The organism is Pseudomonas sp. FG36 (assembly GCF_057809275.1).
Map to the genome: position 1 here is coordinate 214,256 of NZ_JBMDJQ010000001.1, position 24,327 is coordinate 238,582.

Annotated in this window: 20 protein-coding genes; 11 read left to right on the top strand and 9 right to left on the bottom strand. The window is 63.7% G+C overall.

Annotation, left to right across the window (positions count from 1 at the left end):
- The first annotated feature begins 174 nt into the window (after positions 1 to 174).
- The 7 genes from ACODS9_RS00960 to ACODS9_RS00990 all read left to right on the top strand — a co-directional run bounded on the left by ACODS9_RS00960 (position 175) and on the right by ACODS9_RS00990 (position 7,579).
- Positions 175 to 1,233: a phosphotransferase family protein gene (locus ACODS9_RS00960; protein ID WP_489093033.1), complete on the top strand. Its 1,059-nt coding sequence runs from the start codon at positions 175 to 177 to the stop codon at positions 1,231 to 1,233.
- Positions 1,230 to 1,586 carry a DUF6285 domain-containing protein gene (locus ACODS9_RS00965; protein ID WP_367856100.1) on the top strand — a complete coding sequence of 119 codons (357 nt, stop codon included), beginning with the start codon at positions 1,230 to 1,232 and terminating at the stop codon, positions 1,584 to 1,586. The genes ACODS9_RS00960 and ACODS9_RS00965 overlap by 4 nt, the downstream gene beginning before the upstream one ends.
- Before the next feature lie 54 nt (positions 1,587 to 1,640).
- Positions 1,641 to 2,813 carry an acyl-CoA dehydrogenase family protein gene (locus tag ACODS9_RS00970; protein ID WP_489093034.1) on the top strand — a complete coding sequence of 391 codons (1,173 nt, stop codon included), beginning with the start codon at positions 1,641 to 1,643 and terminating at the stop codon, positions 2,811 to 2,813.
- Complete coding sequence (locus ACODS9_RS00975) at positions 2,813 to 3,580, top strand: SDR family NAD(P)-dependent oxidoreductase (RefSeq protein WP_489093035.1); 768 nt, start codon at positions 2,813 to 2,815, stop codon at positions 3,578 to 3,580. The genes ACODS9_RS00970 and ACODS9_RS00975 overlap by 1 nt, the downstream gene beginning before the upstream one ends.
- A 106-nt stretch (positions 3,581 to 3,686) precedes the next feature.
- A complete protein-coding gene (locus ACODS9_RS00980; protein WP_489093036.1) occupies positions 3,687 to 5,360 on the top strand; it encodes a long-chain-fatty-acid--CoA ligase in 1,674 nt (557 codons plus the stop codon).
- Positions 5,361 to 5,502: 142 nt separating this feature from the next.
- Positions 5,503 to 6,537: an AraC family transcriptional regulator gene (locus ACODS9_RS00985; protein WP_489093037.1), complete on the top strand. Its 1,035-nt coding sequence runs from the start codon at positions 5,503 to 5,505 to the stop codon at positions 6,535 to 6,537.
- Positions 6,530 to 7,579 carry an AraC family transcriptional regulator gene (locus ACODS9_RS00990; protein WP_489093038.1) on the top strand — a complete coding sequence of 350 codons (1,050 nt, stop codon included), beginning with the start codon at positions 6,530 to 6,532 and terminating at the stop codon, positions 7,577 to 7,579. Before ACODS9_RS00985 ends, ACODS9_RS00990 begins: the two co-directional genes overlap by 8 nt.
- A 255-nt stretch (positions 7,580 to 7,834) precedes the next feature.
- On the opposite strand, the gene ACODS9_RS00995 is transcribed toward ACODS9_RS00990, so the two are convergent.
- The 9 genes from ACODS9_RS00995 to ACODS9_RS01035 all read right to left on the bottom strand — a co-directional run bounded on the left by ACODS9_RS00995 (position 7,835) and on the right by ACODS9_RS01035 (position 19,049).
- Complete coding sequence (locus tag ACODS9_RS00995; protein WP_489093039.1) at positions 7,835 to 8,761, bottom strand: NAD(P)-dependent oxidoreductase; 927 nt, start codon at positions 8,759 to 8,761, stop codon at positions 7,835 to 7,837.
- Positions 8,762 to 8,810: 49 nt separating this feature from the next.
- Positions 8,811 to 10,190, bottom strand: a complete 1,380-nt coding sequence (locus ACODS9_RS01000; protein ID WP_489093040.1) for an aspartate aminotransferase family protein — start codon at positions 10,188 to 10,190, stop codon at positions 8,811 to 8,813.
- A 96-nt stretch (positions 10,191 to 10,286) separates the two neighbouring features.
- Positions 10,287 to 11,540, bottom strand: coding sequence for an aspartate aminotransferase family protein (locus tag ACODS9_RS01005; RefSeq protein WP_489093041.1), 1,254 nt, complete (start codon positions 11,538 to 11,540; stop codon positions 10,287 to 10,289).
- Between the two features lie 43 nt (positions 11,541 to 11,583).
- Positions 11,584 to 13,008 (bottom strand): gamma-aminobutyraldehyde dehydrogenase, encoded by a 1,425-nt coding sequence (locus ACODS9_RS01010; protein ID WP_489093042.1) that lies wholly within the window; start codon positions 13,006 to 13,008, stop codon positions 11,584 to 11,586.
- A gap of 79 nt (positions 13,009 to 13,087) precedes the next feature.
- The gene (locus ACODS9_RS01015) at positions 13,088 to 14,419 is read right to left on the bottom strand and encodes an APC family permease (RefSeq protein WP_401105296.1); all 1,332 of its coding nucleotides are present in this window, start codon (positions 14,417 to 14,419) and stop codon (positions 13,088 to 13,090) included.
- Between the two features lie 12 nt (positions 14,420 to 14,431).
- Positions 14,432 to 15,589: an iron-containing alcohol dehydrogenase gene (locus ACODS9_RS01020; RefSeq protein WP_489093043.1), complete on the bottom strand. Its 1,158-nt coding sequence runs from the start codon at positions 15,587 to 15,589 to the stop codon at positions 14,432 to 14,434.
- A gap of 218 nt (positions 15,590 to 15,807) precedes the next feature.
- Positions 15,808 to 16,683: an alpha/beta fold hydrolase gene (locus ACODS9_RS01025; protein WP_489093044.1), complete on the bottom strand. Its 876-nt coding sequence runs from the start codon at positions 16,681 to 16,683 to the stop codon at positions 15,808 to 15,810.
- The gene (locus ACODS9_RS01030) at positions 16,680 to 18,206 is read right to left on the bottom strand and encodes a flavin-containing monooxygenase (RefSeq protein WP_367856090.1); all 1,527 of its coding nucleotides are present in this window, start codon (positions 18,204 to 18,206) and stop codon (positions 16,680 to 16,682) included. The genes ACODS9_RS01025 and ACODS9_RS01030 overlap by 4 nt, the downstream gene beginning before the upstream one ends.
- Before the next feature lie 261 nt (positions 18,207 to 18,467).
- Positions 18,468 to 19,049, bottom strand: coding sequence for a TetR/AcrR family transcriptional regulator (locus ACODS9_RS01035; RefSeq protein WP_102682332.1), 582 nt, complete (start codon positions 19,047 to 19,049; stop codon positions 18,468 to 18,470).
- Between the two features lie 320 nt (positions 19,050 to 19,369).
- Between ACODS9_RS01035 and ACODS9_RS01040 the strand changes: the two genes are divergently transcribed.
- The 4 genes from ACODS9_RS01040 (at position 19,370) to ACODS9_RS01055 (ending at position 24,323) form a co-directional block, all read left to right on the top strand.
- Positions 19,370 to 20,257 carry a phytanoyl-CoA dioxygenase family protein gene (locus ACODS9_RS01040; protein ID WP_489093045.1) on the top strand — a complete coding sequence of 296 codons (888 nt, stop codon included), beginning with the start codon at positions 19,370 to 19,372 and terminating at the stop codon, positions 20,255 to 20,257.
- Positions 20,258 to 20,322: 65 nt separating this feature from the next.
- The gene (locus ACODS9_RS01045) at positions 20,323 to 21,690 is read left to right on the top strand and encodes an NAD(P)/FAD-dependent oxidoreductase (protein WP_489093046.1); all 1,368 of its coding nucleotides are present in this window, start codon (positions 20,323 to 20,325) and stop codon (positions 21,688 to 21,690) included.
- Positions 21,691 to 21,778: 88 nt separating this feature from the next.
- Positions 21,779 to 22,426, top strand: a complete 648-nt coding sequence (locus ACODS9_RS01050; protein WP_489093047.1) for a hypothetical protein — start codon at positions 21,779 to 21,781, stop codon at positions 22,424 to 22,426.
- A 475-nt stretch (positions 22,427 to 22,901) separates the two neighbouring features.
- Complete coding sequence (locus ACODS9_RS01055; protein ID WP_489093048.1) at positions 22,902 to 24,323, top strand: DUF1329 domain-containing protein; 1,422 nt, start codon at positions 22,902 to 22,904, stop codon at positions 24,321 to 24,323.
- Positions 24,324 to 24,327 lie beyond the last annotated feature (4 nt).

Below are 24,327 nucleotides of genomic sequence, written 5' to 3' on the forward strand. Positions count from 1 at the left end.
TCAATAGTGAATGAATGCCTTGCACAAGTGAAATGAAGATTGTCCAACCGGGCACTGCCAGGACATACCCAAACCCAGGCGTCATGGGGCTTGCAGGTGGATGGTCGACAGTTGGCCCAGGCTTTGCTCTGGCCCTGTTGCCAATTCAACAGCGAAGGCAGGGCCCATCGACCCATGAGCAGTTCTTCCACGACGTCCCTGGCCAGTGATCCGATCGCGGCCAGCGGCAACGACCAGCAGTTGGTCGACTTCATTCGCGAACGCGCCGCCGCCGAGCGGGTGCTCATCACCGCGCGCAAGCGCTTGAGCGGTGGTGCCATCCAGGAAAACTGGCGGCTCGACCTGTTGATCGAGGGTGGTCCCTGGGCCGGTAGCCGGCGCTGGGTCCTGCGCAGTGACGCACTGTCGGCGCTGCCGGCCAGCCTAGGCCGCGAACAGGAGTTCGCCGTGCTGCAGGTGGTCTACCAGGCCGGGGTCAAGGTACCGCGACCGCTCTGGCTGTGCCGTGACACGCGGGTGCATGGGCGGGTGTTCTTCCTCATGGAGTACGTGCCGGGCATCGCCGCCGGGCGCCTGCTCAGCGCCCAGGCCGGTGCGCAAGGGCAGGGCGGGCTGGCGGCGCAGTTGGGCGCCAACCTGGCGCGCCTGCATCAGGTGCGCCCCCCGTGCGCGGCGCTGGACTTTTTGCCGATACCCCAGGGCTCACCCGCCCTGGCCACCCTCAGGGCCTACCGGCGCTACCTCGACACCCTCGACCAGGCCTACCCGGCCCTGGAGTGGGGCCTGCGCTGGTGCGAGCTGCATGCGCCGCGCAGTCAGGCCCTGTGCCTGCTGCACCGCGACTACCGCACCGGCAACTACCTGGCCAGCGAACAGGGGCTGGAGGCGGTGCTCGATTGGGAATTCAGTGGCTGGGGCGACCCCTGCGAGGACCTCGGCTGGTTCAGCGCCCGTTGCTGGCGTTTTACCCGCCCCGACCTGGAAGCGGGCGGCATCGGCCTGCTCGCGGACTTCCTGCGCGGTTATCACGAAGTGTCCACCCTGGCCATCGAACCCAGCCAACTGCACTACTGGCAGGTCATGGCCACCTTGCGCTGGGCGGTGATCGCCCTGCAACAAGGGCAACGCCACCTGTCCGGCGAAGAACCTTCCCTCGAACTGGCTCTGACCGCGCGCCTGCTGCCGGAGCTGGAGCTCGACATCCTGAACATGACCGGAGCCGAGGCGCCATGACCCAACCCAATGCCGCGCAACTGCTCGACATCGCCCGCCAGACCTTGCTGGAGCAGGTGTTGCCCGCGCTGTCCGGCGAGCTGCGCTACCCGGCGCTGATGATCGCCAACGCCATGGCCATCGCCGCGCGTGAAAGCCGCCTGCAAGGCGAGCTGGGCGCCCAGGAGCACGCCCGTCTCGGCGCCTTGCTCGAGGCGCCGCCGGCGACCCTGGCCGACACCCGACAGCAGCTGGCCCAGGCCATCCGCGAAGGTCGCCACGACGCGCCGCAGGCCCGCCGGACTCTGGTCGAGGCGCTACGCCAGACGACGCTTGCCCGCCTGTCTATCAGCAACCCCAAGGCCATGCCTTGAACGCCGGTAGCCACTGCCCGATTTCCAAGACTGAAAACGCATAGAAGGACAACCATGAACTTCACCCTGTCGGACGACCTGCTGACCTTGCAGGCAAAAACGCGAGACTTCATCGCCAATCACGTGATTCCGTTCGAGAAAGACCCGCGTCAGGACCGTCACGGCCCCAGCGACGACTTGCGCCAGGACCTGCTGGAAAAGGCCCGCATCGCCGGGCTGCTGACCCCGCATGCCAGCCCCGAGATGGGCGGCATGGGCCTGAGCCATGTGGCCAAGGCGATCGTCTTCGAAGAGGCCGGCTATTCGCCCTTGGGGCCGGTGGCGCTGAATATCCACGCACCCGACGAAGGCAATATCCACCTGATGGACGTGGTCGCCACCGAGGCGCAGAAGGACCGCTGGCTGCGCCCGCTGGTCCAGGGCCGGGCGCGCTCGTGCTTCGCCATGACCGAGCCTGCGCCGGGCTCGGGCTCGGATCCGTCGATGCTGCGCACCACCGCCACCCGCGATGGCGACGATTACCTGATCAGCGGCCGCAAGTGGTTGATCACCGGCGCTGACGGCGCCGATTTCGCGATCATCATGGCGCGCATGGAAGACGGCACGGCGACCATGTTCCTGAGCGACATGCGGCGTGAGGGCATCGTCCACGAACGGCAGCTGGACTCGCTGGACAGCTGCTTCACTGGTGGCCATGGGCAGCTGCGTTTCGACAACCTGCGCATCCCGGCGAGCGATGTGCTCGGCGAGATCGGCAAGGGCTTCCGCTATGCCCAGGTGCGTCTGGCGCCGGCACGGCTGACCCACTGCATGCGCTGGCTTGGCGCCGCGCGTCGTGCCCACGACATCGCCTGCGACCATGCGCGCACCCGCGACGCCTTCGGCAAATCGTTGGGCGAGCACCAGGGTGTCGGTTTCATGCTCGCCGACAACCAGATGGACATGCATGTGGTGCGCCTGGCGGTATGGCACTGCGCCTGGGTACTCGACCAGGGCGAGCGGGGCAATGTCGACTCGAGCATGGCCAAGGTGATCAGCTCCGAGGCGCTGTGGCGGGTGGTCGATCGCTCGATGCAGGTGCTGGGCGGGCGCGGGGTGACCGGGGACACGGTGGTGGAGCGGATCTTCCGCGATATCCGGCCGTTCCGCATCTATGACGGTCCGAGCGAAGTGCACCGCATGAGCCTGGCGAAGAAGCTTCTCGACCAGCGCCCGGGAGGTCACTGATGCAGCCGCAGCTTGCTCGACTGTTCTCTCTTGATGGCCGTCGCGCCCTGGTGACCGGGGCCTCCAGTGGCCTGGGCCGGCACTTTGCCCAGACCCTGGCGGCCGCCGGCGCCGAGGTGCTGGTGAGCGCCCGGCGCGAGGCGCCGTTGCAGGCCCTGGTCGAGACCATCCAGGCCAGCGGCGGCCGTGCCCGCGCCTTTGCCCTCGATGTGACCAGCCGCGACGATGTCTGCCGGGTGCTCGATGCCGCCGGTCCGCTGGATGTGCTGGTCAACAATGCCGGGGTGAGCGACAGCCAGGCGCTGCTCGACTGCGACGATGACAGTTGGGACCGCGTGCTCGACACCAACCTCAAGGGCGCCTGGACGGTGGCCCAGGAAAGTGCGCGGCGCATGGTCGCCGCAGGGCAGGGCGGCAGCCTGATCAACGTCACCTCGATCCTCACCAGCCGGGTGGCTGGCGCCGTCGGCCCTTATCTGGCGGCCAAGGCCGGCCTGGCGCACCTGACCCGGGCCATGGCCCTGGAGCTGGCGCGCCATGGCATCCGCGTGAACGCCCTGGCGCCGGGATACGTGATGACCGACCTGAACGAGGCGTTCCTGGCCAGCGACGCGGGGCAGAAATTGCGCGCGCGTATTCCGAGCCGGCGCTTCAGCCAGCCGGCGGATCTGGACGGCGCCTTGCTGCTGCTCGCCAGTGACGCCGGCCGCGGCATGAGCGGCAGCGAGATCGTGGTCGATGGCGGCCACCTGTGCAGCAGCCTGTAGATACACCGCCCAGCCTTGCAAACCCCGCGATGAATGGCACCAGCCGTGCCAGTCAAGAACAACAAGAAACAGAGGTAGTTATGTGCGTGCAACCGTTGAACTGCCCATGGACGAGGGACCCGTCATGATGAACCCGAGCCTGGAACACGAACTGGCCCCGAATGCGGCCAACCACGTGCCGCTGTCGCCACTGTCGTTTCTCAAGCGCGCCGCGCAGGTCTATCCGCAGCGCGACGCAGTGGTGTACGGCGACCGTCGCTACACCTACCAGCAGTTGCACCAGCGCAGCCGGGCCCTGGCCAGCGCCCTGGAGCGGGTCGGCGTGCAGCCGGGCGAGCGCGTGGCGATCCTGGCGCCGAACATCCCCGAGATGCTCGAGGCGCACTATGGCGTGCCCGGCGCGGGTGCCGTGCTGGTGTGCATCAATATCCGCCTGGAGGCGCGCAGCATCGCGTTCATCCTGCGCCATTGCGCGGCCAGGGTTCTGTTGTGCGATCGCGAATTCGGCGCGGTGGTCCACCAGGCGCTGGCGATGCTGGACACGCCTCCGCTGCTGGTGGGCATCGATGATGCCCAGGCCGAGGGCGCCGACCTGGCGCCGGACCTGGACTACGAAAGCTTCCTGGCCCAGGGCGATGGCAACCGGCCGTTGAGCGCGCCGCACAACGAATGGCAGTCGATCGCCATCAACTACACCTCCGGCACCACCGGCGATCCCAAGGGCGTGGTGCTGCATCACCGCGGTGCCTACCTCAATGCCTGCGCCGGGGCGCTGATCTTCCAGCTCGGCCCGCGCAGCGTCTACCTGTGGACCCTGCCGATGTTCCACTGCAACGGCTGGAGCCATACCTGGGCAGTGACCCTGTCGGGCGGCAGCCATGTGTGCCTGCGCAAGGTGCAGCCCGAGGCGATTCACGCCGCCATCGCCGCGCATGGCGTGACCCACCTGAGCGCCGCGCCGGTGGTGATGTCGATGCTGATCCATGCTCCGGCAAGCGCCGCGCCGTCCCAGGCGGTGTCGGTGATCACCGGTGGCGCCGCACCGCCCAGCGCGGTGATCGCCGCCATGGAGGCGCGCGGTTTCAGCATCACCCATGCCTATGGCATGACCGAAAGCTATGGCCCCAGTACCTTGTGCCTGTGGCAGCCAGGCGTCGACGAGCTGCCGCTGGAGGCTCGCGCGCGGTTCATGAGTCGCCAGGGCGTGGCCCATCCGATGCTCGAGGACGCCACGGTGCTGGATACCGATAGCGGCCAGCCAGTGCCCGCCGACGGGGCGACCCTGGGCGAGCTGGTGGTGCGCGGCAACACGGTGATGAAAGGCTACCTGCACAACCCCGAAGCCACCCGCAGCGCCCTGGCTGGCGGCTGGCTGCACACGGGCGACCTCGCCGTGCTGCACCCCGATGGCTATGTGGAGATCAAGGACCGGGCCAAGGACATCATCATTTCCGGCGGCGAGAACATCAGTTCGCTGGAGATCGAGGAGGTGCTCTACCAGCATCCCGAGGTGCTCGAGGCCGCCGTGGTGGCGCGGCCCGATTCGCGCTGGGGCGAAACCCCGCATGCCTTCGTCACCCTGTGTGCCGAGGCCCAGGGGGATATCACCGGCGAAGAGCTGATCCGCTGGTGTCGCGAGCGCCTGGCGCACTTCAAGGCGCCGCGGCATGTGTCGTTGGTGGCGTTGCCGAAGACGGCCACCGGCAAGATCCAGAAATTCGTCCTGCGCGAATGGGCTCGCCAGGCGGCCGCTGCAGCCAGTGACCGGCCGGAAGGGTGATGCGTGGTCACCCTCCCGATCGGCCGCCGGCTCGCTCAAGTCTGCTATATCGAGCGGAGGAAAAGCTTCACACTATCCGCCAAAATACAGGTAGGCACTGTACCTGCCTGTGAACCGACATTCATGAGCCGGACCTTCACTGATGACGTCCTACATCCTGGGTACCGCGTTACTTGGATTCGACGACTTCGCCCTGGCCCAGGGGCTCGAGCCTCATGCGCTGCTTGCAGAGGTTTCGCTTGCCCTTGGCGAGCCCGATGGCGCAATCGAAACCCGCCCGTTCAACGCGCTACTGGCGTTGGCTGCGCACCGTTCGGGTAATCGCCTGTTCGCGCTGCAGTTCGGGCTTGAACATGGCATGCGGGGGATGGGGACCCTGCTGCATGTCATTCAGAGCGCGGACACAGTCGGTGAGGTGCTGAGGGCATTGGTCCGGTACGGCCATGTGCTCGGCACGGCAGTGGAGTTTCGTCTGGAACGGCATGCCGGTAATGCACGCTTGCTCTGTCAGGTCACCGATGCGGATCTTCACTGTGTACGACAGACCGTGGAGTGGGCGATGGGGCTGAGCGCGCATCTCATGCACAGCTTGCTCAAGCACCTCTGGCGCCCGCATGCCTTGTTGCTGTGCCATGGCGCGGGGGCGGAACCTTCGGCATACCGGCGTCTGCTGGGGGTGGCACCGCGTTTTTCCAGCACGGAGAACGCCTGGGTGTTCGACCCTGAGCTGCTGGACACACAGCTTGGCGCAAAGGATCAACGCATCCTGCAACTGACCCGGCAGTTCCAGGACGAGCTGGCGGATATCACGCTGGAGGCGTTGCCCATGCACGTACAAAAGCTCATGCGCAGTCGCATGCCCCAGGGACGCGTCACGGTCGAACAGATTGCCATGGACCTGAAGATCAGCTCGCGCAGCCTGCAGCGCTACCTCCTGACCCAAGGCACGAGTTTCCAGGCATTGCTGGACGAGACCCGCCAGGCAATGGCCACACGCTTGCTGCGGGATGCCTCGATCAACCTGACGCAGGTGGCGGAGTTGTTGGGATACACCCAGCTTGCCGCGTTTTCCAGGGCGTTCAGCCGCTGGCATGGCCTCAGCCCGCAACAATGGAAACGTCAAATACGCCAGGTATCGGCGCTTGATGCCGAAAGCGGACGTGGTCGACATGGCTGACGTTCCCTTCGTCCGGGCAATCAGCCTTACCGGGTTTCATGCCTTCGCCGCCGGGCAGGGGCTCGATCCCGGGCAGATGCTCAAGCACGTCGGCCTGCCGGGCCAAGGCTTTCAGGACGAGGACGATCTGTTCCCCTACCAGCAGTACTGCGCTTTGCTCGAGGCCTGCAGTCGGCATTCGGGTAATGCGCTGTTCGGCCTGCAATATGGTCTGTTCCAGGCCTCCGATGTGTTGGGCGACTTGCTCCATCTGTTGCGCAATGCGCGCACGGTCGGTGATGCGCTGTTGGAATTGCGCAACCATTACGCCCTGTACAATGGTGCGGCCGAAGTCGGGCTGGACAGTGAGAACGGCCTGACCACCCTCAGTTACCATGTGCGCCCCGCGCACGCGCCCGGCGTTCGCCAGGCAGAGGAGCTGGCCTGTGCCGTGGGCATCGCACTGATGCGCGCACTGGCAGGCCCGCACTGGCTCCCCAGCGCCCTCTGGCTCAGACACTCGGCCAGTACCGATGTCGCCTTGTATGCCCAGGCGTTCGGCTTGCCGCCCACCTTCAATGCGCGTTGTGTCGCCCTGGTGTTCGAATCATCGCTGCTGGCGCAGCCCTGTGTCCTGTGTGATGAGGCGTTGCACCAACTGGTGGTCAAGAGAATGCAGCGCCTGGAGCGGCTGTCCGGCGAAGAGCTGGCCATCCAGATCAAGCAGTTGCTGCATCACCTGCTGCCCAGTGGGCGGGCCACGGCGCAGAAAGTGGCCAGCATCATGGCGCTGACCCCGAACGAGTTGCGTCAGGCCATGACGCAGGAAGGGCTGACGTTCCAGCAATTGCTCGAGGAGGTACGTCAGTCCATGGCCCAGGCCTACCTTGCCAGGCCTTCGGCCAACATCGGCGAGCTGGCCGCGCTGCTCGGCTATTCCGACACCAGCGGATTTTGCCGAGCCTTTCATCGCTGGTTTCAGATGAGCCCGTTGAGCTGGCAGAAGGCCCACGGCATCAAGCGCCAGCCGCGTCTGTTGGGGCGCGGACGTACGCGCCCCTAGAGGGTGTCGACCCTTCGCTAGTAACCCCGGAATATATCGCCAATGCTCGCAATCGGGTGTGCCGCGTGCGCCGTTTGTGCCACGGATCGACTGGCTATGGAAGACTGAGGGGCGTAGACCGCCGTCAGGAACAGGGCAAGTGTCACGCTGGCCACCAGAAAGGCAAAGATACGCATGGGAACCTCCAGCTTTTGTTTTTGTAGTTACCGTCGAGTCTGGTCCGTGGCGTTGGCTAAAGCTTGATAAAGCGCGCCATTAAATAGTCCTTTGTGCGGTCGTTTCGGGAGGGTTGGCCGCTGCGAACACCTGGGTGGCCGCCACGATGTCCTGATCGCCGTAGCCCATGGATTCAGCCCGTTGCACGACCCCGCATACGGCGTCGAAGACCGGCGTCCAGGCCCCTTGCGCGTGCAGCGCCTGGGCGATGTGGGCGAAGGCGCCGGCATGCACATCGAGCCTGGCCTGATCGCCTGCGAAGTCCTGCGCTTCGAGTCGGCGTACCGCTTCCTCGAGCGCATCGCTGATGAAAAACCGTGATGTGTCGAGCAGCAGCCTGGCCGTCTCCGCCACCGGCAGGCCGAAGCGCTCGCTTGCGCCCACGGCCTCGAAGAACGCCACCATCGTGGCGAATGCCTGGGCGTGGAGCACAGTGGCAAAGGCCAGTGCTTCGTCCCATGGCAGGAACATCGTTTGACCGGCCAGCGCTTCGAGCAGCGCCCGATGCTGCTCGAAGCCCTCACGATCGCCGGTATGCAGGGTGTGGCTCTGGCGATGACCGACGTTGCGCGGGTAGGCCACGATCATCCCTTTGACGTACAGGCCGCCAGCGGCGTTGACCAGCGCCTGGAGCGCCAGGCCCTCGTCGCGGCCGTTGGTGGTGTAATCGACCACTGTGCGACCTGCGAGCGCCGCCATCACCCCCGGCATGCCAAGCACGCCATGGGTCGCCTGGTCGTCCAGCAGCACGAAGACCGTGACCGGGCTTGCGCTGAGCGCGGCGTGAGCCGAGTCGCACAGCTGAGCGCCAGCGGCGACCAGCGCCGCCGCTTTGTCCGGCGATCGGTTCCACACCGCCACGCGTTTGCCTTGCTTGAGAAATGCATGGGCCATGATCGTGCCCATGGCGCCGAGCCCGACTACCGATACATCGAAGTCGAAGCGCTGGTCATTTTGTGTGCTCACATTCCAACCCTCATGATTTTTGTTTTAGGTGTCTAGTGTGGTGCGTCGCCTACAACAGGTTCTGCGCGCGGGCCCAGTCAGTCGCGTCGGCCAGCGTGCGTTCGAAGGCGCTGAAGATCGCCTCGATATCGGCCTGAGTGCAGATCAACGGCGGACAGAAGGCGATCGTGTCGTAGATGGCGCGAATGATCAGCCCGTGCTTGTGCGCCTGTTTGAACACATAGCCACCCAAGGTACCGGGCTGGGCGAACGGTTGGCCGGTGGCCTTGTTCGCCACCAGTTCGATGGCGCCCACCAGCCCGACACCGCGCACATCGCCCACCAGCGGGTGGTCGGCGAATGCGCGCAGACGGCGCTGGAATTCAGGGACCAGGCGCTGGACCTGGCCCACCAGGTCGCGCTCTTCGATGATGCGGATATTTTCCAGCGCCACCGCAGTGGCGACGGGATGGCCCGTGCAGGTCAGGCCATGGGCGAACGCTCCCAAACGCTGGCTCTGGCTGAGCAGGACGTCATGGATGGCATCGGACACCAGCACGGCGGCCAGGGGCTGATAGGACGAGGTGAGCTGCTTGGACAGCACCATGATATCGGGCTGGATCCCGTACAGCTCGGAGCCGAACATCGTCCCGAGCCTGCCGAAACCGGTGATGATCTCGTCGATCACCACAAGGATGTCGTAGCGTCTGCACACCGCCTGGATCACTGCCCAGTAGCCTTGGGGAGGAGGAACCACGCCGCCTGCGGCCATCACCGGTTCGCCGATGAACGCCGCGATGGTTTCCGGGCCCTCGTCGAGGATGTAGTGCTCCAGCTCGTCCGCCAGGCGCGCCGAAAAGGCCTCTTCGGTCTCGCCAGGCCGGGCGAATCGATAGAAGTTCGGGCAGGTCAGGTGATGCACCGGGATGGCCGGCAGATCGAAATCGCGGTGCATCGACGGAATGCCGCTCAAGCTTGCGCAGGCGACGGTGGCGCCGTGATAGGCCTGCTGGCGCGAGATGAACTTCTTCTTGGCGGGCTTGCCCAGTGCGTTGTTCACGTACCAGACCATCTTCACCACCGAGTCGTTGGCCTCGGACCCTGAGTTGGTGAAGAACACATGGTTCAGATCGCCGGGCGCAAGCTCCGCCAGCTTGGCGGCGAGCGCTGCGGCCGGGGCATTGGTCTTGTGGCTGAAGCTGTGGTAGTAGGGCAGTTGCCTGAGCTGCTCGACGGCGGCGTCGACCAGGCGCTGTTCGCTGAAGCCCAGGGCAACGCTCCACAGGCCCGACATGGCTTCGATATAGGCATTGCCCTGTTCGTCGAAGACCCGCACACCGTCGCCTGTGGTGATGACCAACGGCCCGATTTCCTGATGTTGGGCCAGGTTGGTGTTGGGGTGAATGAGTGCTGCCAGATCGTTGCGCGCGGTTGCAGTAAGCGTGTTCATTGGTTCATGTTCCTGTCGCAGGCACAGATCGCCCGCGAATGAGCAGGTTGCCGGCGCCCCATGGATCGCCATGGAGCGCACGGCAGGATCCTGCGGTTACTGACCAAACGCTGCCGCGACCGCTTCGCCGAACGCCTTGAGGCCCTGTTCGAGCTGCTCGGTCGGGGTGTTCACCGGTGGCATCAGCTTGATGATCTCGCCGTTCGGCCCGCAGCGGTCGACCAGCACGCCCGCCTGCAGCACGCGCTGCTGGGCATCTTTGGCCAAGGCCACGTTGCCGCGACCGAAATCGATGCCGGCGATCATGCCGCGACAGCGCGCGGAGGCGACTCCTGGAATCTCGACGTAGCCGGCGACCGCGCGTTCCATGGCCGCGCAGTTGGCGGCCAGCAACTTCAGGAACTGCTCGTCGCGCCAATAGCCGAGGGCGATCTGGGCGGTGAGGAACGCCAGCTGGTTGCCGCGGAAGGTGCCGATATGATCGCCCGGCTCCCAGACATCCAGCCCGGCGCCGATCAACACGATGGCCATGGGCAGGCCATAGCCACCGATCGATTTGGCGCAGGTGATCAGGTCGGGCACCACCCCGGAGCGCTCGAAACCGAAGAAGTCACCGGTGCGGCCGCAGCCAGCCTGGATCTCGTCGCAGATCAGCAATACCCCGTGCGCCCGGGTCCACTGGCGCAGGCGCTGCAACCATTGGTTTGAGGCGGGATAGACACCGGCCTGGATCTGCACCGACTCAACGATGACCGCCGCCGGCAGCTCCGAGCCGCTGCCCTGGTCGTTGGCCAGGCGCTCGAGGAAACCGATGCTGTCGAAGGCGCCGTAAGGGCTGTCTTCGTAGGGCACGAACACCACGTCGGTGGACAGCCCCGGGCCGCGCCGGGTGCGGTTGCCGGTAACGGCCAGCGCACCGGCCGTCATGCCGTGGTAGGCACCATAGAACGACACGATCTTGCTCCGCCCGGTCGCTTTGCGCGCCAGCTTCAATGCTGCCTCGACGGCATCGGCGCCGGTCGGGCCGGTGAACTGCACTTTGTAATCCCAGCCGCGCGGCTTGAGCAAGTCGCGTTCCAGCGCCTCGAGGAACTGGCGCTTGGTGGTGGTGTGCAGGTCCAGGGCATGGGTCACGCCGTTGGCCGACAGGTACGCGATCAGCGCATCGCGCATGCGCGGGTCGTTGTGGCCGTAGTTCAGGGCACCGGCGCCGGCGAAGAAGTCCAGGTACTCGCGGCCATCCTCGCCGCGGATCTTGCTGCCCTGGGCGGTATCGAAGACCAGCGGCAGGTCGCGGCAATACATCCGCACGTTGGACTCGAGCCGTTCGAATGTCTCGATGTTGTTCATGCATAACCTCTTGAAGTGATCGGGCAACGTTTGCTTGGCGCTATCAGTGCTTGAACATCACGTGGCGCACCACGGTGTAGTCTTCCAGGCCATACATGGACAGGTCCTTGCCATAACCGGACAGCTTCACGCCGCCATGGGGCATCTCGCTCACCAGCATGAAATGGGTATTGACCCAGGTGCAGCCGTATTGCATGCGCGCAGCCAGGCGATGGGCGCGGCCGACATCGGCGGTCCACACCGAAGAGGCCAGGCCGTAGTCGGAGTCATTGGCCCAGGCCAGCGCCTGGGCTTCGTCCTCGAACGACGAGACCGTCACCACCGGGCCGAAGATCTCCCGGCAGACCACCTCGTCGTCCTGGCGGGCCCCGGCCAGGACCGTCGGTTCGAAGAAGAACCCGCTACCTGCGGCGCGCTTGCCACCGGTGACGACTTCGATATGAGGCACTTCCCGGGCACGCTTGACGAAGCCCTCGACGCGGCCCAGGTGCTCTTCGGTGATCAGCGGCCCCATCTCGGTCGAGGGATCATCCTGCAGCCCGCACTTGATGCTGGCCACGGCTTCGCCGAGCTTGCGCACGAACTCCGGGTAGACCGACTGCTGCACATACAGGCGGCACGCAGCGGTACAGTCCTGGCCTGCGTTGTAGAAGCCAAAGGCACGAATGCCTTCGACGGCCGCGTCGATATCGGCATCGTCGAAGATCAGCACGGGGGCCTTGCCGCCCAGTTCCATGTGCATGCGTTTGACGCTGTCGGCGGTGCCCTCGATGATCCGGCTGCCGGTGCGCACGGAGCCGGTCAGCGACACCATGCGCACCTTGGCGTGGCTGGTCAGCGGCTCACCAACCGTGGCCCCCCGACCATGGACGATATTGACCACGCCGGCAGGGAAGATCTCGGCCAGCAGTTCACCCAGTTTCAGGGTGGTCATCGGCGTGTGTTCCGAGGGTTTCAGCACCACGGTGTTGCCGCCGGCCAAGGCCGGGCCGAGTTTCCAGGCCGCCATCAGCAAGGGGTAGTTCCATGGTGCGATGGAGGCGACCACACCGACCGCATCGCGACGAATCATCGAGGTGTGCCCCGGGATGTACTCGCCCCCGGCCGAACCTTGCAGGCAGCGCACGGCGCCGGCGAAGAAGCGGAACACGTCCGACACCGCCGGCAGCTCGTCCTGCAGCACGGCGGTGTAGGGCTTGCCGCAGTTGTCGGCTTCCAGGCGCGCGAACACCGCTGCCTGGGCATCGATGCTGTCGGCGAGCTTGAGCAGCAGGGCCGCGCGGTCCTTGGGCGGGGTTTGCGACCAGGCTTCGAAGGCCGCATCGGCGCCTTGCACCGCGGCCTCGACCTGGGCTTGGCTGGCCTCGGTGGTTTGCACCAGGACGCTGCCCAGGGAGGGGTTGTACACAGCCAGCTCGTCGCCTTCGCCGGCTACCAGGGCACCATTGATCAGAAGTTTGCTTTGCATGTCGATTCTCGCCATTTAACGGCGCGGCCAATGGCCGGCCTTGTGATTGTCGTCAGAGCATTCGATTGAAACGGGGTCGCTATACCAATGCCTCAGGGACGGGGCTGCGGAAGAAGCTGGTGCGACAGGCCAGGTAGACCAGCCCCAGGCCGAGCCAGCAACTGCCCATGATCAGCGCGTCTTTATCCAGGCTGATCAGCATCCATCCGGCCGTGACCAGGCCGATGAGCGGGAACAGCACGCCGCGCAGCAGGCCGGCGCCATCCTTGACCCGGGCATCGAAGGTGAGCCGCAATGCACACAGGTTGACGGCGGTGAAGGCGACAAACGCGCCGAAGTTGACCAGCGACGTCGCGGTGGCAATCGTCAAGGCAAAACCGGCCGTGCCGAAAACGCCGCAGAGCAGGATGTTGAAGGCCGGGGTCTTGAAGCGCGGATGCAGGACACCGAACACCTTGCGCGGCAGCTGGTTGTCCCGGCCGAGGGCGTAGAGCAGCCGCCCCACGCTGGCCTGGAACGACATGCCCGCGGCGAAGTGGGCGATGATGATCCCCGCCAGCACCACGGCGAAGAACACATCGCCGCCGATCATCCGGGCGATCTCGAAGGCGGCCCCGTCCACCTGCTCGAAGCTGGGGGAGGGGTGTGCCAGGTACATGAAGTACGAGGAACCCACGTAGACTGAGCCGCCGATCAACGCGACCAGCAGGATGGCGCGTGGCAGCGTTCGACCCGGGTCGCGGGTTTCCTCGCTCAGCGTGGACAGCGCATCGAAGCCCAGGAACGAGTAGGCGGCAATGGCGGCGCCGGCCATGCTGGTGGCGAAGGGCACGTCCTGGTTGAAGAACGGCTTGGCCGACAGCAGCCCGCCAGGGCCGTTGGCCGCCACGATGTAGTGCACGCACAGGCCAAGAAACACGACGATGATCGCCAGTTGCGCCACCATCAACAGCACGTTGAAGCGATTGGCGACCTGGATGCCCAGGACATTGAGCACTGAAGTGGTGACGATGAAACCGCTGATCCACACCCACTGCGGAACGTCTGGAAAAGCCATGTTGAGGTAGCTGGCACCGAGCAGCCAGATCAGCATCGGGATGAAGAAGTAATCGAGCAGGGCGGCCCAGCCCACCATGAACCCGAGATTGGCATTGAGCATCTTGCGGGTGTAGGTGTAGGCCGAACCGGCTACCGGGAATACCCTGACCAGCCGCCCGTAGCTCAACGCGGTGAACACCACTCCGGTCGCCGCGATCAGGTAGGCCATCGCCGTGGTGTTGCCGCTGGCCTGGGTGATCACGCCGTAGGTGCCGAAAACGATCAGCGGGGCAAGGAACGCCAGGCCGAACAGCAGCACCGAGAACGGCCCCAAGGTGCGCCTCAACGAGGCGCTGGAGGTTGAATGACTCATGACGCAGCCCTCCTACGCGACGAAGTGGTAAGCGGTGGTGATGATGTCGTGATAAGCCTCGACGGACATCGCCTTGGCATTGCTAGCGTCCGAGAAGTTCTGCTTGGATTTTTCGGCGATGGCCTGGAAGTCCTCCTCGCGCACGCCCTTGACCTCGGCGAAGGAGGGGATGCCCAGGTCCTTGCTCATCTGGAACAGATGGCCCACGGCGGCCTCGGCGGCGGCGGCCGGCGCCAGCGTCGGGTCGATCCCCAGGGCGTAGGCCACCTGGGCGTGGCGCAGGATGTCGGCATCGCGGTTGTGGCCGAAGACGAAGGGCAGGAAGATCGCGTTGCCGACGCCGTGCGGGGTGTCGTACATGCCGCCAATTGACTCGGAGATGCAGTGCACGCTGCCGACGTCAGCGTTGCCGAATGCCATGCCGGCGATCAGGCTCGCCACCAACATCTGCTCGCGCGCCTCTTGATTGTCTGGCTCCAGTACGACCGCCGTGAGGTGCTGGCTGATCAGGCGGATGGCATGCAATGCCAGGCCATCACTGATCGGGTTTGAAACGCGGCAGGTGTAGGCCTCGATGGCATGGGTCAGGGCATCCATGCCGGTGGCGGCGGCAATCGACGCGGGCAGGGTGTCGAGGATACGGGAGTCGAGCAGCGCCAACACGGGGCCGACGCGGTAATCATGGACGCTCATCTTGAAATGACGGGCGGTGTCGGTGATCACCGAGAAGCAGGTGACTTCGCTGCCGGTGCCTGCGGTGGTCGGGATGGCGACGATCGGCGGTATGGCGTGGGTGAGGGTGAACGACCCTTCGTAGTCCTCGATCCGACCCTCGTGGGTGAGCAGTAGGCTGATGGCCTTGGCCGCGTCCATCGCGCTGCCACCGCCCACCGCCAGCAGGCCGTCGATGCCTTTGCCACGATACTGCTGCGCGGTGCGGTTGATGTCTTCGCTGCGCGGGTTGGCCTTGATGTCCGCGACTTCCTCGTAGGCGATCCCTGCCTTGTCCAGGCTGGCATAGACGCTGTCCAGCAGGCCGGCGGCCTTGACCCCGGCATCAGTCACGATCAGCACCCGCGCCAGGCCAAGGCCCTGGAGATGTTCACCGGTGCGCTCGCGCAGGCCAGGTTCCATCACAATCTTGCTGGGGAGTAAAAACTTGAATTCCATACGTACCTCTTGCTCAATTGTTGTCATTGTCGAAAGGGCAGTGGAGGAGCACCCGCGCCTGGTCGCGGTCGGCCGCTCAGGCGTGTGATGTGTGGCCTGGCGCTTTGGCGCAAGCCGGTATGTTGTTGTTTTGGGTTGTGTTGCAACGTGCTGCTAAAGGTCTCCAGTGGAATAAAAAGAGGGGCGGCCAAGCTGCACGCCCCTAAAGAAAATTGTTGTTAACGCAGGTGCCCCGTCAGCAGGGACAGCAGCGTGGTGGACAGGCACGCCGGAAAGTCATGCCCCATCCCGGGCAGCAACACCAGGCTGGAGCCACGGATCGCCGCCGCCGTGGCGTAGCCGCCGCTGGTGGCGACCATGAGGTCTTTTTCCCCATGGATGACCAGGGTGCGGCAACGAATCCGCTGCAGCTCCTCGGTACGGTCGGCGGAGTTGATGATCGCGCCGATCTGCCTGGCGGTACCGAGGTTGCTGGCCTCGCCACCGCCTCGCTCCCAAGCCAGCTGGGCATACTCGCGCAAGACGGGCTCGTTCCACTCGAGGGTGGAGCCGATCAGGCGCATGATGTCCACGTAGTCGCGAACGCTTTCCTTCTCGCTGCGCGGCGGGCGGCGCAGCAGTTGCAGGAGGGCCTTGAGCGCCGGCTGGCCGACGCGCAGGGAACCCGTGGTGGAAAAGATCGACGTGAGGGTCCTGATTCGCTGCGGATAACGCGCGGCGAGGGTCTGGGCGATCATGCCGCCCATCGACATTCCCACGACATGCGCCGCTTGCAGCTGCAAGTCGTCCATCAAGCCGATGACGTCGTTGGCCATGTCGCCCAGGTCATAGCCTGCGGTGCGCTTGCGCAGGAACTGCTGCAGCGTCGTGGGGGGCGCCACGTCGGTGAAGAACGATCTGCCCGAGTCACGGTTGTCCAGCGTGATGACCCGCAGCCCTTGTGCGACCAGCCCGGCGATGAGCGCTTGCGGCCAGTAGGTCAGCTGCAGCCCGAGGCCGACGATGAGCAGGACCGCCGGGGCACCCTCGACACCGTAGCTGCGGTAGCAGAGCTTGCCCTTGCCCGGTAGCTCGCAGAAGCGATCACGGCTCATCGGCGGCTACCTGGCTGTTGCAGTTCGACGCCGGCATGCACCGGCACGTTCGGTACGCTGCTGAAACTGAGGCACTTTTCCGCCACTGTGCCGCGGCGCAGCAGTTTGATATCGCGGAAGTAGTCCATCGACATCACCCAGGGTTCACACGGCCCCTGGCGCGGCATGCTGTCGAGCGCGCGCTGTACATAGCCGGCACCAAAGTCCAGCAGAGGCCGGGTTTCGATCCCGGCCGGCGCCTTCGGCTCGCAGACGTTGTAGCCTTCACGCGCCATGAAACCGAGCAGGCGGCAGAAGTGGTCGCACAGCAGGCAGACCTTCAAGGTCCAGGACGAGTTGGTGTAGCCCACCGCGAAAGCGAAGTTGGGCACGCCGGAGAGCATCATGCCTTTGTAGGACAGGGTCTCGCTGAGCACCACCGGCTTGCCGTCCTTGTGCAGGGTGATGCCACCGAACATTTGTACGTTGAGCCCGGTGGCCGTGACGATGATGTCGGCCTCCAGCGTCCTGCCCGATTTGAGCAATACGCCGGACTCGGTGAAGCGCTCGATATGGTCGGTGACGATGTCGGCCTTGCCGGCACCGATGGCTTTGAACAGGTCGCCCTCGGGCACCGAACACAGACGCTGGTCCCACGGGTTGTAGGGTGGGTTGAAGTGCACGTCGACCGGGTAGTCTTTCGGCAACTCCTTGCGGGTCAGCCACAGCAGCAGTTTTTTCGAAAGCTTGGGGAAACGCTGGCAGAAGCCCCAGAACGCCAGGGTGATCTTGGCGTTCTTGTAGCGCGTCAGGGAGTAGGCGGTTTGCGCCGGCAGGACCTTGCGCAGGAACGCGGCAACCCCGTCATTGGCCGGCTGATTGATGATGTAGGACGGCGTGCGCTGCAGCATGGTGATGCTGGCGACCTTGTCCGCCATGGCCGGAATCAGCGTCACCGCGGTCGCGCCACTGCCGATGACGACCACGCGCTTACCCGCATAGTCGAGGTTCTCCGGCCAGTGTTGCGGGTGAACGATCTGCCCCTTGAACTGCTCGGTGCCCTCGAAGCGGGGGGTGAAACCCTGGTCATAGCGATAATAGCCACCTGCACTGAACAGCCAGCGGCATTCGAGTGTACGCACCTGAGCCGTCTGGCCCTCCTCGATGCGTACTGCCCACAGGCCCCTGTCGCTTTGCCAGTTGGCCGAGACGACTTTCTGCTGGTACTGGATGAACGGCTCCAGTTGGTACTCGTCGATGGCTTCGCGCAGGTACTCGAGAATATCTGCGGCATCGGCAAGGGATTTCGCCTTGGTCCAGGGCTTGAAGTCGAAACCGAAGGTGTAGAGGTCCGAGTCGGAGCGGATGCCGGGGTAACGGAACAAATCCCAGGTGCCGCCCATGCGTTCGCGGGACTCGAGAATCGCGAAGGTCTTGTCGGGTTGATGACGTCGCAGGTAGGCCGCCGCGCCGATGCCAGACACACCGGCTCCCATGATCAAAATGTCGAGCGGCTCAACCGGAAGAGCAGTGTGCGAGGACATGTCGCCTCCTATTGTAGTGTTATAGAGACTGATCTTTTGACTTGATCATTTGACCAGAATAGGGCGGCCGATTGTGCGGAGCAAGGTGCAAAATGCACCGGCTCGTCATCGTTTTGAGATGATTTGCACCTTCACGATTCGCCGGTCAGTACACCGGTTGACGGACAAGCTCAGGGCGGCGGGGAGGAGTGGGCGAGGTGCGCCCACCTGGGAAATGCGGATTGCCGTGCGGCGGCGCAGCCCGGCAATCCCAAAGGCGTCTCAGTAACTGGCCACCAGCAGCTTGACCGCCTGGCAGGCGGTCTCGGTTTCGCTTTCGAGGCGCGCACGGTCGCCGTGGGCGGACCAGGCCAGCATCAGGCCGTCGAACAGGTTGATCAGCAAGCGGCTGACGGTGGCCACTGCGGCCTGGTCCAGCGCCGAACCGGTGACTTTGGCGATGGCCTGCTGGGCCGCGTCGATGGACACGGCATAGATCTTTGTCGCCATTTCGGGGTTGTTGCGCAGGTTCCAGCAAAACAGTTCGAACTGCGTGGTGGCCATTTCCGGGTGGGCGGTGAACCAGTTGACCAGCTGGCGCAACATTTCGCCCACCGATTCAGCTGCCGTGGCACCCGCCGGCACGTGCTGCAGCGATTGCTGCGGCAGGTTGATCAAGGATTCGTAGACGGCATAGAACAACTCGTCCTTGGTGTGGAAGACATAGTGCAACGAAGCCAGCGGAGAGTCTGCCGCCGCTGCGATACGCCGGGTCGTGGCGTTGGCCACCCCATGTTCCGCGATCACCTTCACGGTGGCCTCGATGAAATCCTGCCTGCGCTCTTCCGCGCCAATTCGAGCCATAGAGCGTTCTCCTTTTCGATGTTGTCGCCGGCCTGTTGGTCCGGCGTCGACGGTGACGAATGCTATCGCAAGGTGGTGCCTCGATCCATGCGTCGAAGCACTCCTGCGCAAAGGAACATGAAACAGCATGAAAAATAGTTAAATCAAACGACTTGATCAAATGACCATGTTCGGTAATGATGATTTTCACACCCAGGCACCACCGCACTGCGCAAGTACGGCAGGAGAGGGGGAGGCCGTGGTCGGCACTGGCGAGTTGAGCCACGTTGCCCAGCTTCGCTGGATCAGAACAATGACAAAACCAGACAGGTACAAAGCAGATGGATACACGAACGCTCTCGACGCTCGGCAGCGATGCATCGGTCGAGCAGGTGGTGGAGATCATTCGGCGTGACGGTGGGGTCATCATTTCCGACCTGGTCTCGCCGGCCACGCTGAACGCCCTGCGCGACGAACTGGACAGCTACCTGAATATCACCCCTTGCGGCGTCGACCCCTATTTCGCGGGCACCCAGACCCGGCGTGTCGCGCGGATCATCGGGCGCAGCGACACGGCTGTCGAAGTAGCGATGAACCCGCTGTTCCTCGGCGTGGCCAGGCAGATCCTGCAAACCCCTACCCACGTCTGGGTAGGCAGTGACCGCATCGAGATGGCCCCCGATATTCAGCTGAGCATCACCCAGGCCATTCAGATCGGCCCGGGCCAAGGCCTGCAACCCCTGCACCGTGACGATGCCACTTCGTTGTGGCGTCACCCCCAGTACGGGCGTGAGGCGCGGCTGCAAATGATGCTGGCGATTTCCGATTTCACCGAAGAGAACGGTGCGACCCGTGTCATCCCCGGCAGCCATCTGTGGGATGACGAGCGCATGCCGACCCAGGAAGAAACCGTAGCCGCGCAAATGCCGGCAGGTTCTGCATTGCTGTGGATGGGCTCGGTTTATCACGGCGGTGGCGCCAATACGTCCGCAGCCCCGCGTACCGGCCTCACCATGGCCTATGACCTGGCTTTCCTGCGGCTGGAAGAGAACCACTTCCTGTCCATTCCCATCGAGCGCGTTCGCCAGCTCCCGGCAGAAATGCAACGTCTGTTGGGCTGGAGCGCCAGCTCCACATTGCTGGGCTGGGTGGAAATCGAGGGTCAGATGCGCGATCCGCAAGAGCTCCTGAACATGCCGGCATTCTCCGAGCCTGGAAAAGGGTTCTGACAGTGCCGAACAGTCCTGAGCCGCTTCGGATGCAAGCAATGGCCGGTATTCTGGGAGTCATGTAGATGAATGCAGTGAATAAAGCAGCCCCTGGTGACGCTGCACCGTTGAAGTTTCGCAGCCTGGGTGGATGGGTGGAGCGCCCCGCCGATCTGCAGCCGTCGCTTGAAGGGCACGTGAAGGCTGATGTCATCGTGGTCGGCGCTGGTTTTGCCGGGCTGTCGACCGCGCTGGAGCTGAGGGCGCTGGGCGCGCAGGTGGTCCTGCTGGAGCAGGAGTTCGCCGGCTTCGGCGCCAGTGGCCGCAATGCCGGTTACCTGCTGGGCAGCATGGGCATCGAGTACGACATGTTCGTCAAGCGTTTGGGGGTCGAGCAGGCGACGCAGTTCGTCAGGTTCTACGACGAGGCCGTGCCCTACGTGGAAGGCCGAATGAAGGCGTTGGGCATCGACTGTGACTACAACCCCTCCGGCGTGCTGCGCGCAGGTGTTCATGCCAGCCAGGAAAAGCGCTTGCGGGAAAACATGGCGCTGGGGCAAAAGCTGGGGGCCGTGTCCCGCTTCGTGGATGGCGCTGAGATGCGGGCGCGGGGAATTCCGCCGGCCTTTCTGTTCGCGGCCGAGCAGTGTGGCGGCACCCTGAACCCGGGGAAATATGTCGCCGGCCTGCGCCGCGCGGCCATCGAGGCCGGCGTGAAACTCTACGAGCGCACGCCGTTGCTCTCCTTCAGCGAAGGGCCGGTCATTACCTGCAAGACCGCCCACGGCAGCGCAACCGCGCCAGTGATGGTACTGGCAACCAATGCCTATACCCCGCAGTTGGGAGTGTTGCGCAACAAGGTCGCGGCGATTCGGGTGTCGGCGATCGAAACGCAACCGCTCTCGCCGCAGCAGCTCGCTGCCGTGGGCTGGCAGGGGCGTGAAGGCATCATCACGCCGCATTACACCATGGAAAGCCATCGTCTGACGGCACACGGCACCATGGTGCTGACCGTCAAGAAGCTGGGTTATGCGTACGGTTCGAAGACGCCCAATATCCCGGACCAAGGCGCCTACGCGGCACTGGCGCAGGTACTGCGCGAACGCCATCCAGCGATGCACGGGCTGGGCATCCAGCATTGCTGGAGTGGCTATGTCAGCGGTGCGTATGACTTCCTGCCGGTGATCGGTGCCATGGGCGAACAGCAGAACATTCTCTACACCACCGGCTGCTCGGGCCACGGGCTGGGCACCCAGTCATATGTCGGGTCGCTGTTTGCCGCGCAAATCAACGGCAAGACACCAGAACTGCTGACGGCCATGCAGCACAAGACGCCGTCCATGCTGCCTGAGCCCTTGCAATGGTGCGCTATCCATTCCGCGTTCGCGGCGGCCAAGTTACTGGATGACTGGACCGATAGAAAAGTGCGCAAACACACTGCCAGCAAAGGCTGATTACAGTTGATGTCGTTGTCCTGTGCAACGGGCTGCGGGACAACGCCGCGATCCTATTGAAGAGGCTGTTATCGTGGAACTAATAGATGTGATCGCGCTGGTCGCATGCGTGCTGCTGGTGGTATGTGGTTTAGGTTATGGCGCGGCATTCATCAGGCAAAAAAATTATCTGCTTGGTGTCGAGTTTCTGATCGTGGGTATATCGGCAACGAACTTCACGACGTTCATCGCCACCGGCTGGCAGACCAACTACAATATTGCCATTTTTCTCGACGCATTTTCCCGCGGTGTCGGCGTGCCGATTATTGTAACGCTCGGGTTGATGGCCGTGACGCATAATTACAAACCGACACCGGCGAAAGATTTCATATTGTTTTTGCTGTCTTTCATTGCCGCGGCTATTTACTTTCTCTCGTCGGCGTTCAAGCCATGGCTCCCTTATTTCTATGTGCTGATGTGGTCGATCGCCACGGTGTACCTACTCTACTTCACGTGGCGACTGGCGCGTGCGGGCGAGATTCTGCACGCGTTGGCCACATTCCTGGGGGCGGCAGCGGGCTTGACGATTGCACTAAGGTATGACTTTTTCCCGATCCCCGGGGATGACACGAAGATGATATTCATGACCTGTGCCTTCGTGACCTGGTCCTATTCGATGGCGCAGTTGTTCTATGCCTATGGTGCACTTCAGCGCTCCCGAAAAGTTTGTGCGCAGGGTATGCTGCACTCGCATTGACGCAACAGTATCTACGCGCTTCATCCTTTTTCAGCATGTTATATCTGGTATCTACTCCATGGCGGGCCGAAGGCCTGCTTCTTTGCCGCCCCTCGGGGCGGTTTTTTTATGGGTGACGTATTCGCGTCAAGAATGAGGCTGGATAAACGAAAAGTATAGAACGGTCCGGTAGTGTCAGCTTCGTCAGGGATGAAGTGTTTATACAGCGCACCAAGAGCAAGCATCTTTTAGTAACACATGTTTCCTTACTTCCCATCAGGGTGCAGGTGCTTGGCACCTATAAAGCGATAAACAATTCCAACTAGCTGATTTATCTGATGTAAACCGCCTGTAAGGCGTTTTGGCATATGGTTTGCGTGTTGATCATATGACATGGTCAACTGATCATGTCGGGTGACCGAGATGCGTCAGGCACCGATTTTCCCACCCGGAAGATCGAACAGCCGGTCAAAGCCATTTGTTTGAGGATCCCCCCATGAAAGAAGTCACTGCACGGCTGGAAGGTGAACTGTCCGCCCGGCGTATTTTCAGGCAGCTGCTGGTTACCCTGGCGGCGTCGACCGCGATCTGTTCGGTGCAGGCCGCGCCCCAGGGGGCCGAGGCGCTGGGCTCGAAGCTGACGCCGCTGGGTGGTGAAGTCGCCGCCAGCTCAAACGGCGATATTCCGGCCTGGAACGTCCCGGGGCCGCAAGGGACGGGCTGGAACTACGGCCAGGTACGCGGGGAGCACTGGAAGTTCAAGGGCGACAAGCCCCTGTACAGCATCGATGCGAGCAATGTGGCGCAGTACGCGAGCAAGCTTGCTCCCGCCCAGCTGGAACTGTTCAAGAAGATTCCGGGCTACCGCATGGAGGTCTACCCGACCCGTCGGACCTGCGATGTACCGGCCTTCGTGGCTGAGAACACGCGCAAGAACGTGGGCTTCGCCAAGCTCGACGCCACCGGGGTCGCCCTCGAGGAAGCGCATTTGCCGGGTGCCCCGTTCCCGATGCCGAGCAACGGCGCCGAGGTGATGTGGAACATGAAGATGCGTTACCGCGGCGTGGGCGTCGAAATCCCGAAAAGCATTTCGGGCATCTCGCCGCGCAAAGGCGGGGAGTGGCTGCGTCAGTCCACCGACACCTTCTTCTTCACCCCCTGGGGCAAGAAAGGCGACAACCTGTTCTCCTCCGTCGGCCGTCTGGAAAACGCCACCTTCTTCAATTACCTGGAGCCTGCCGCCCTGGCTGGCCAGTCCGCGGTGCAGACGGCCGTGGCCGGCGAGCAGGCCACGACCTTCTACTACTTCCCCGGCCAACGTCGCGTACGGCGCATGCCGTCGTACTCCTACGACGCGCCGCAGATCGGGCTGGACAACCAGTACACCGTGGATGAGGCGAATGTCTTCTTCGGCACCATGGATCGCTTTGACTGGAAACTGGTTGGCAAGCAGGAACTGCTGGTGCCGTACAACGCCTTCGGTGCCTATGACACCGCCGCCAAGGTGGAGGCGTTCGCCGGCAACGATTCGATCGCGCCGCAGGCACGCCGCTATGAGCTGCATCGGGTCTGGGTGGTCGAAGCCAATGTCCGCCAGGGCATGCGCCACCAGGCGCCAAAACGCATGTTCTACATCGACGAGGACAGCTGGAACCCACTGTTGGCCGTCGATTACGACAAGCAAGGGCAGATCTGGAAGGTGCGTGAAGGTTTCTCGATCCCCGTCTACGAGACCGGCACCTGCGATGTTCAGGCCCAGGTCCAGTACAACCTGGTCGATGGCCGCTACCTGTTCGACATGACGTCGGTTGGTGTTGGCAAGAACGATATCCGCTGGCTCACCGAGGACGGCAGCAGCCCACGCCTGAAACGCGACTTCTTCACCTCCGATAACCTGCGAGCCATCAGCGAACGCTAAAGAA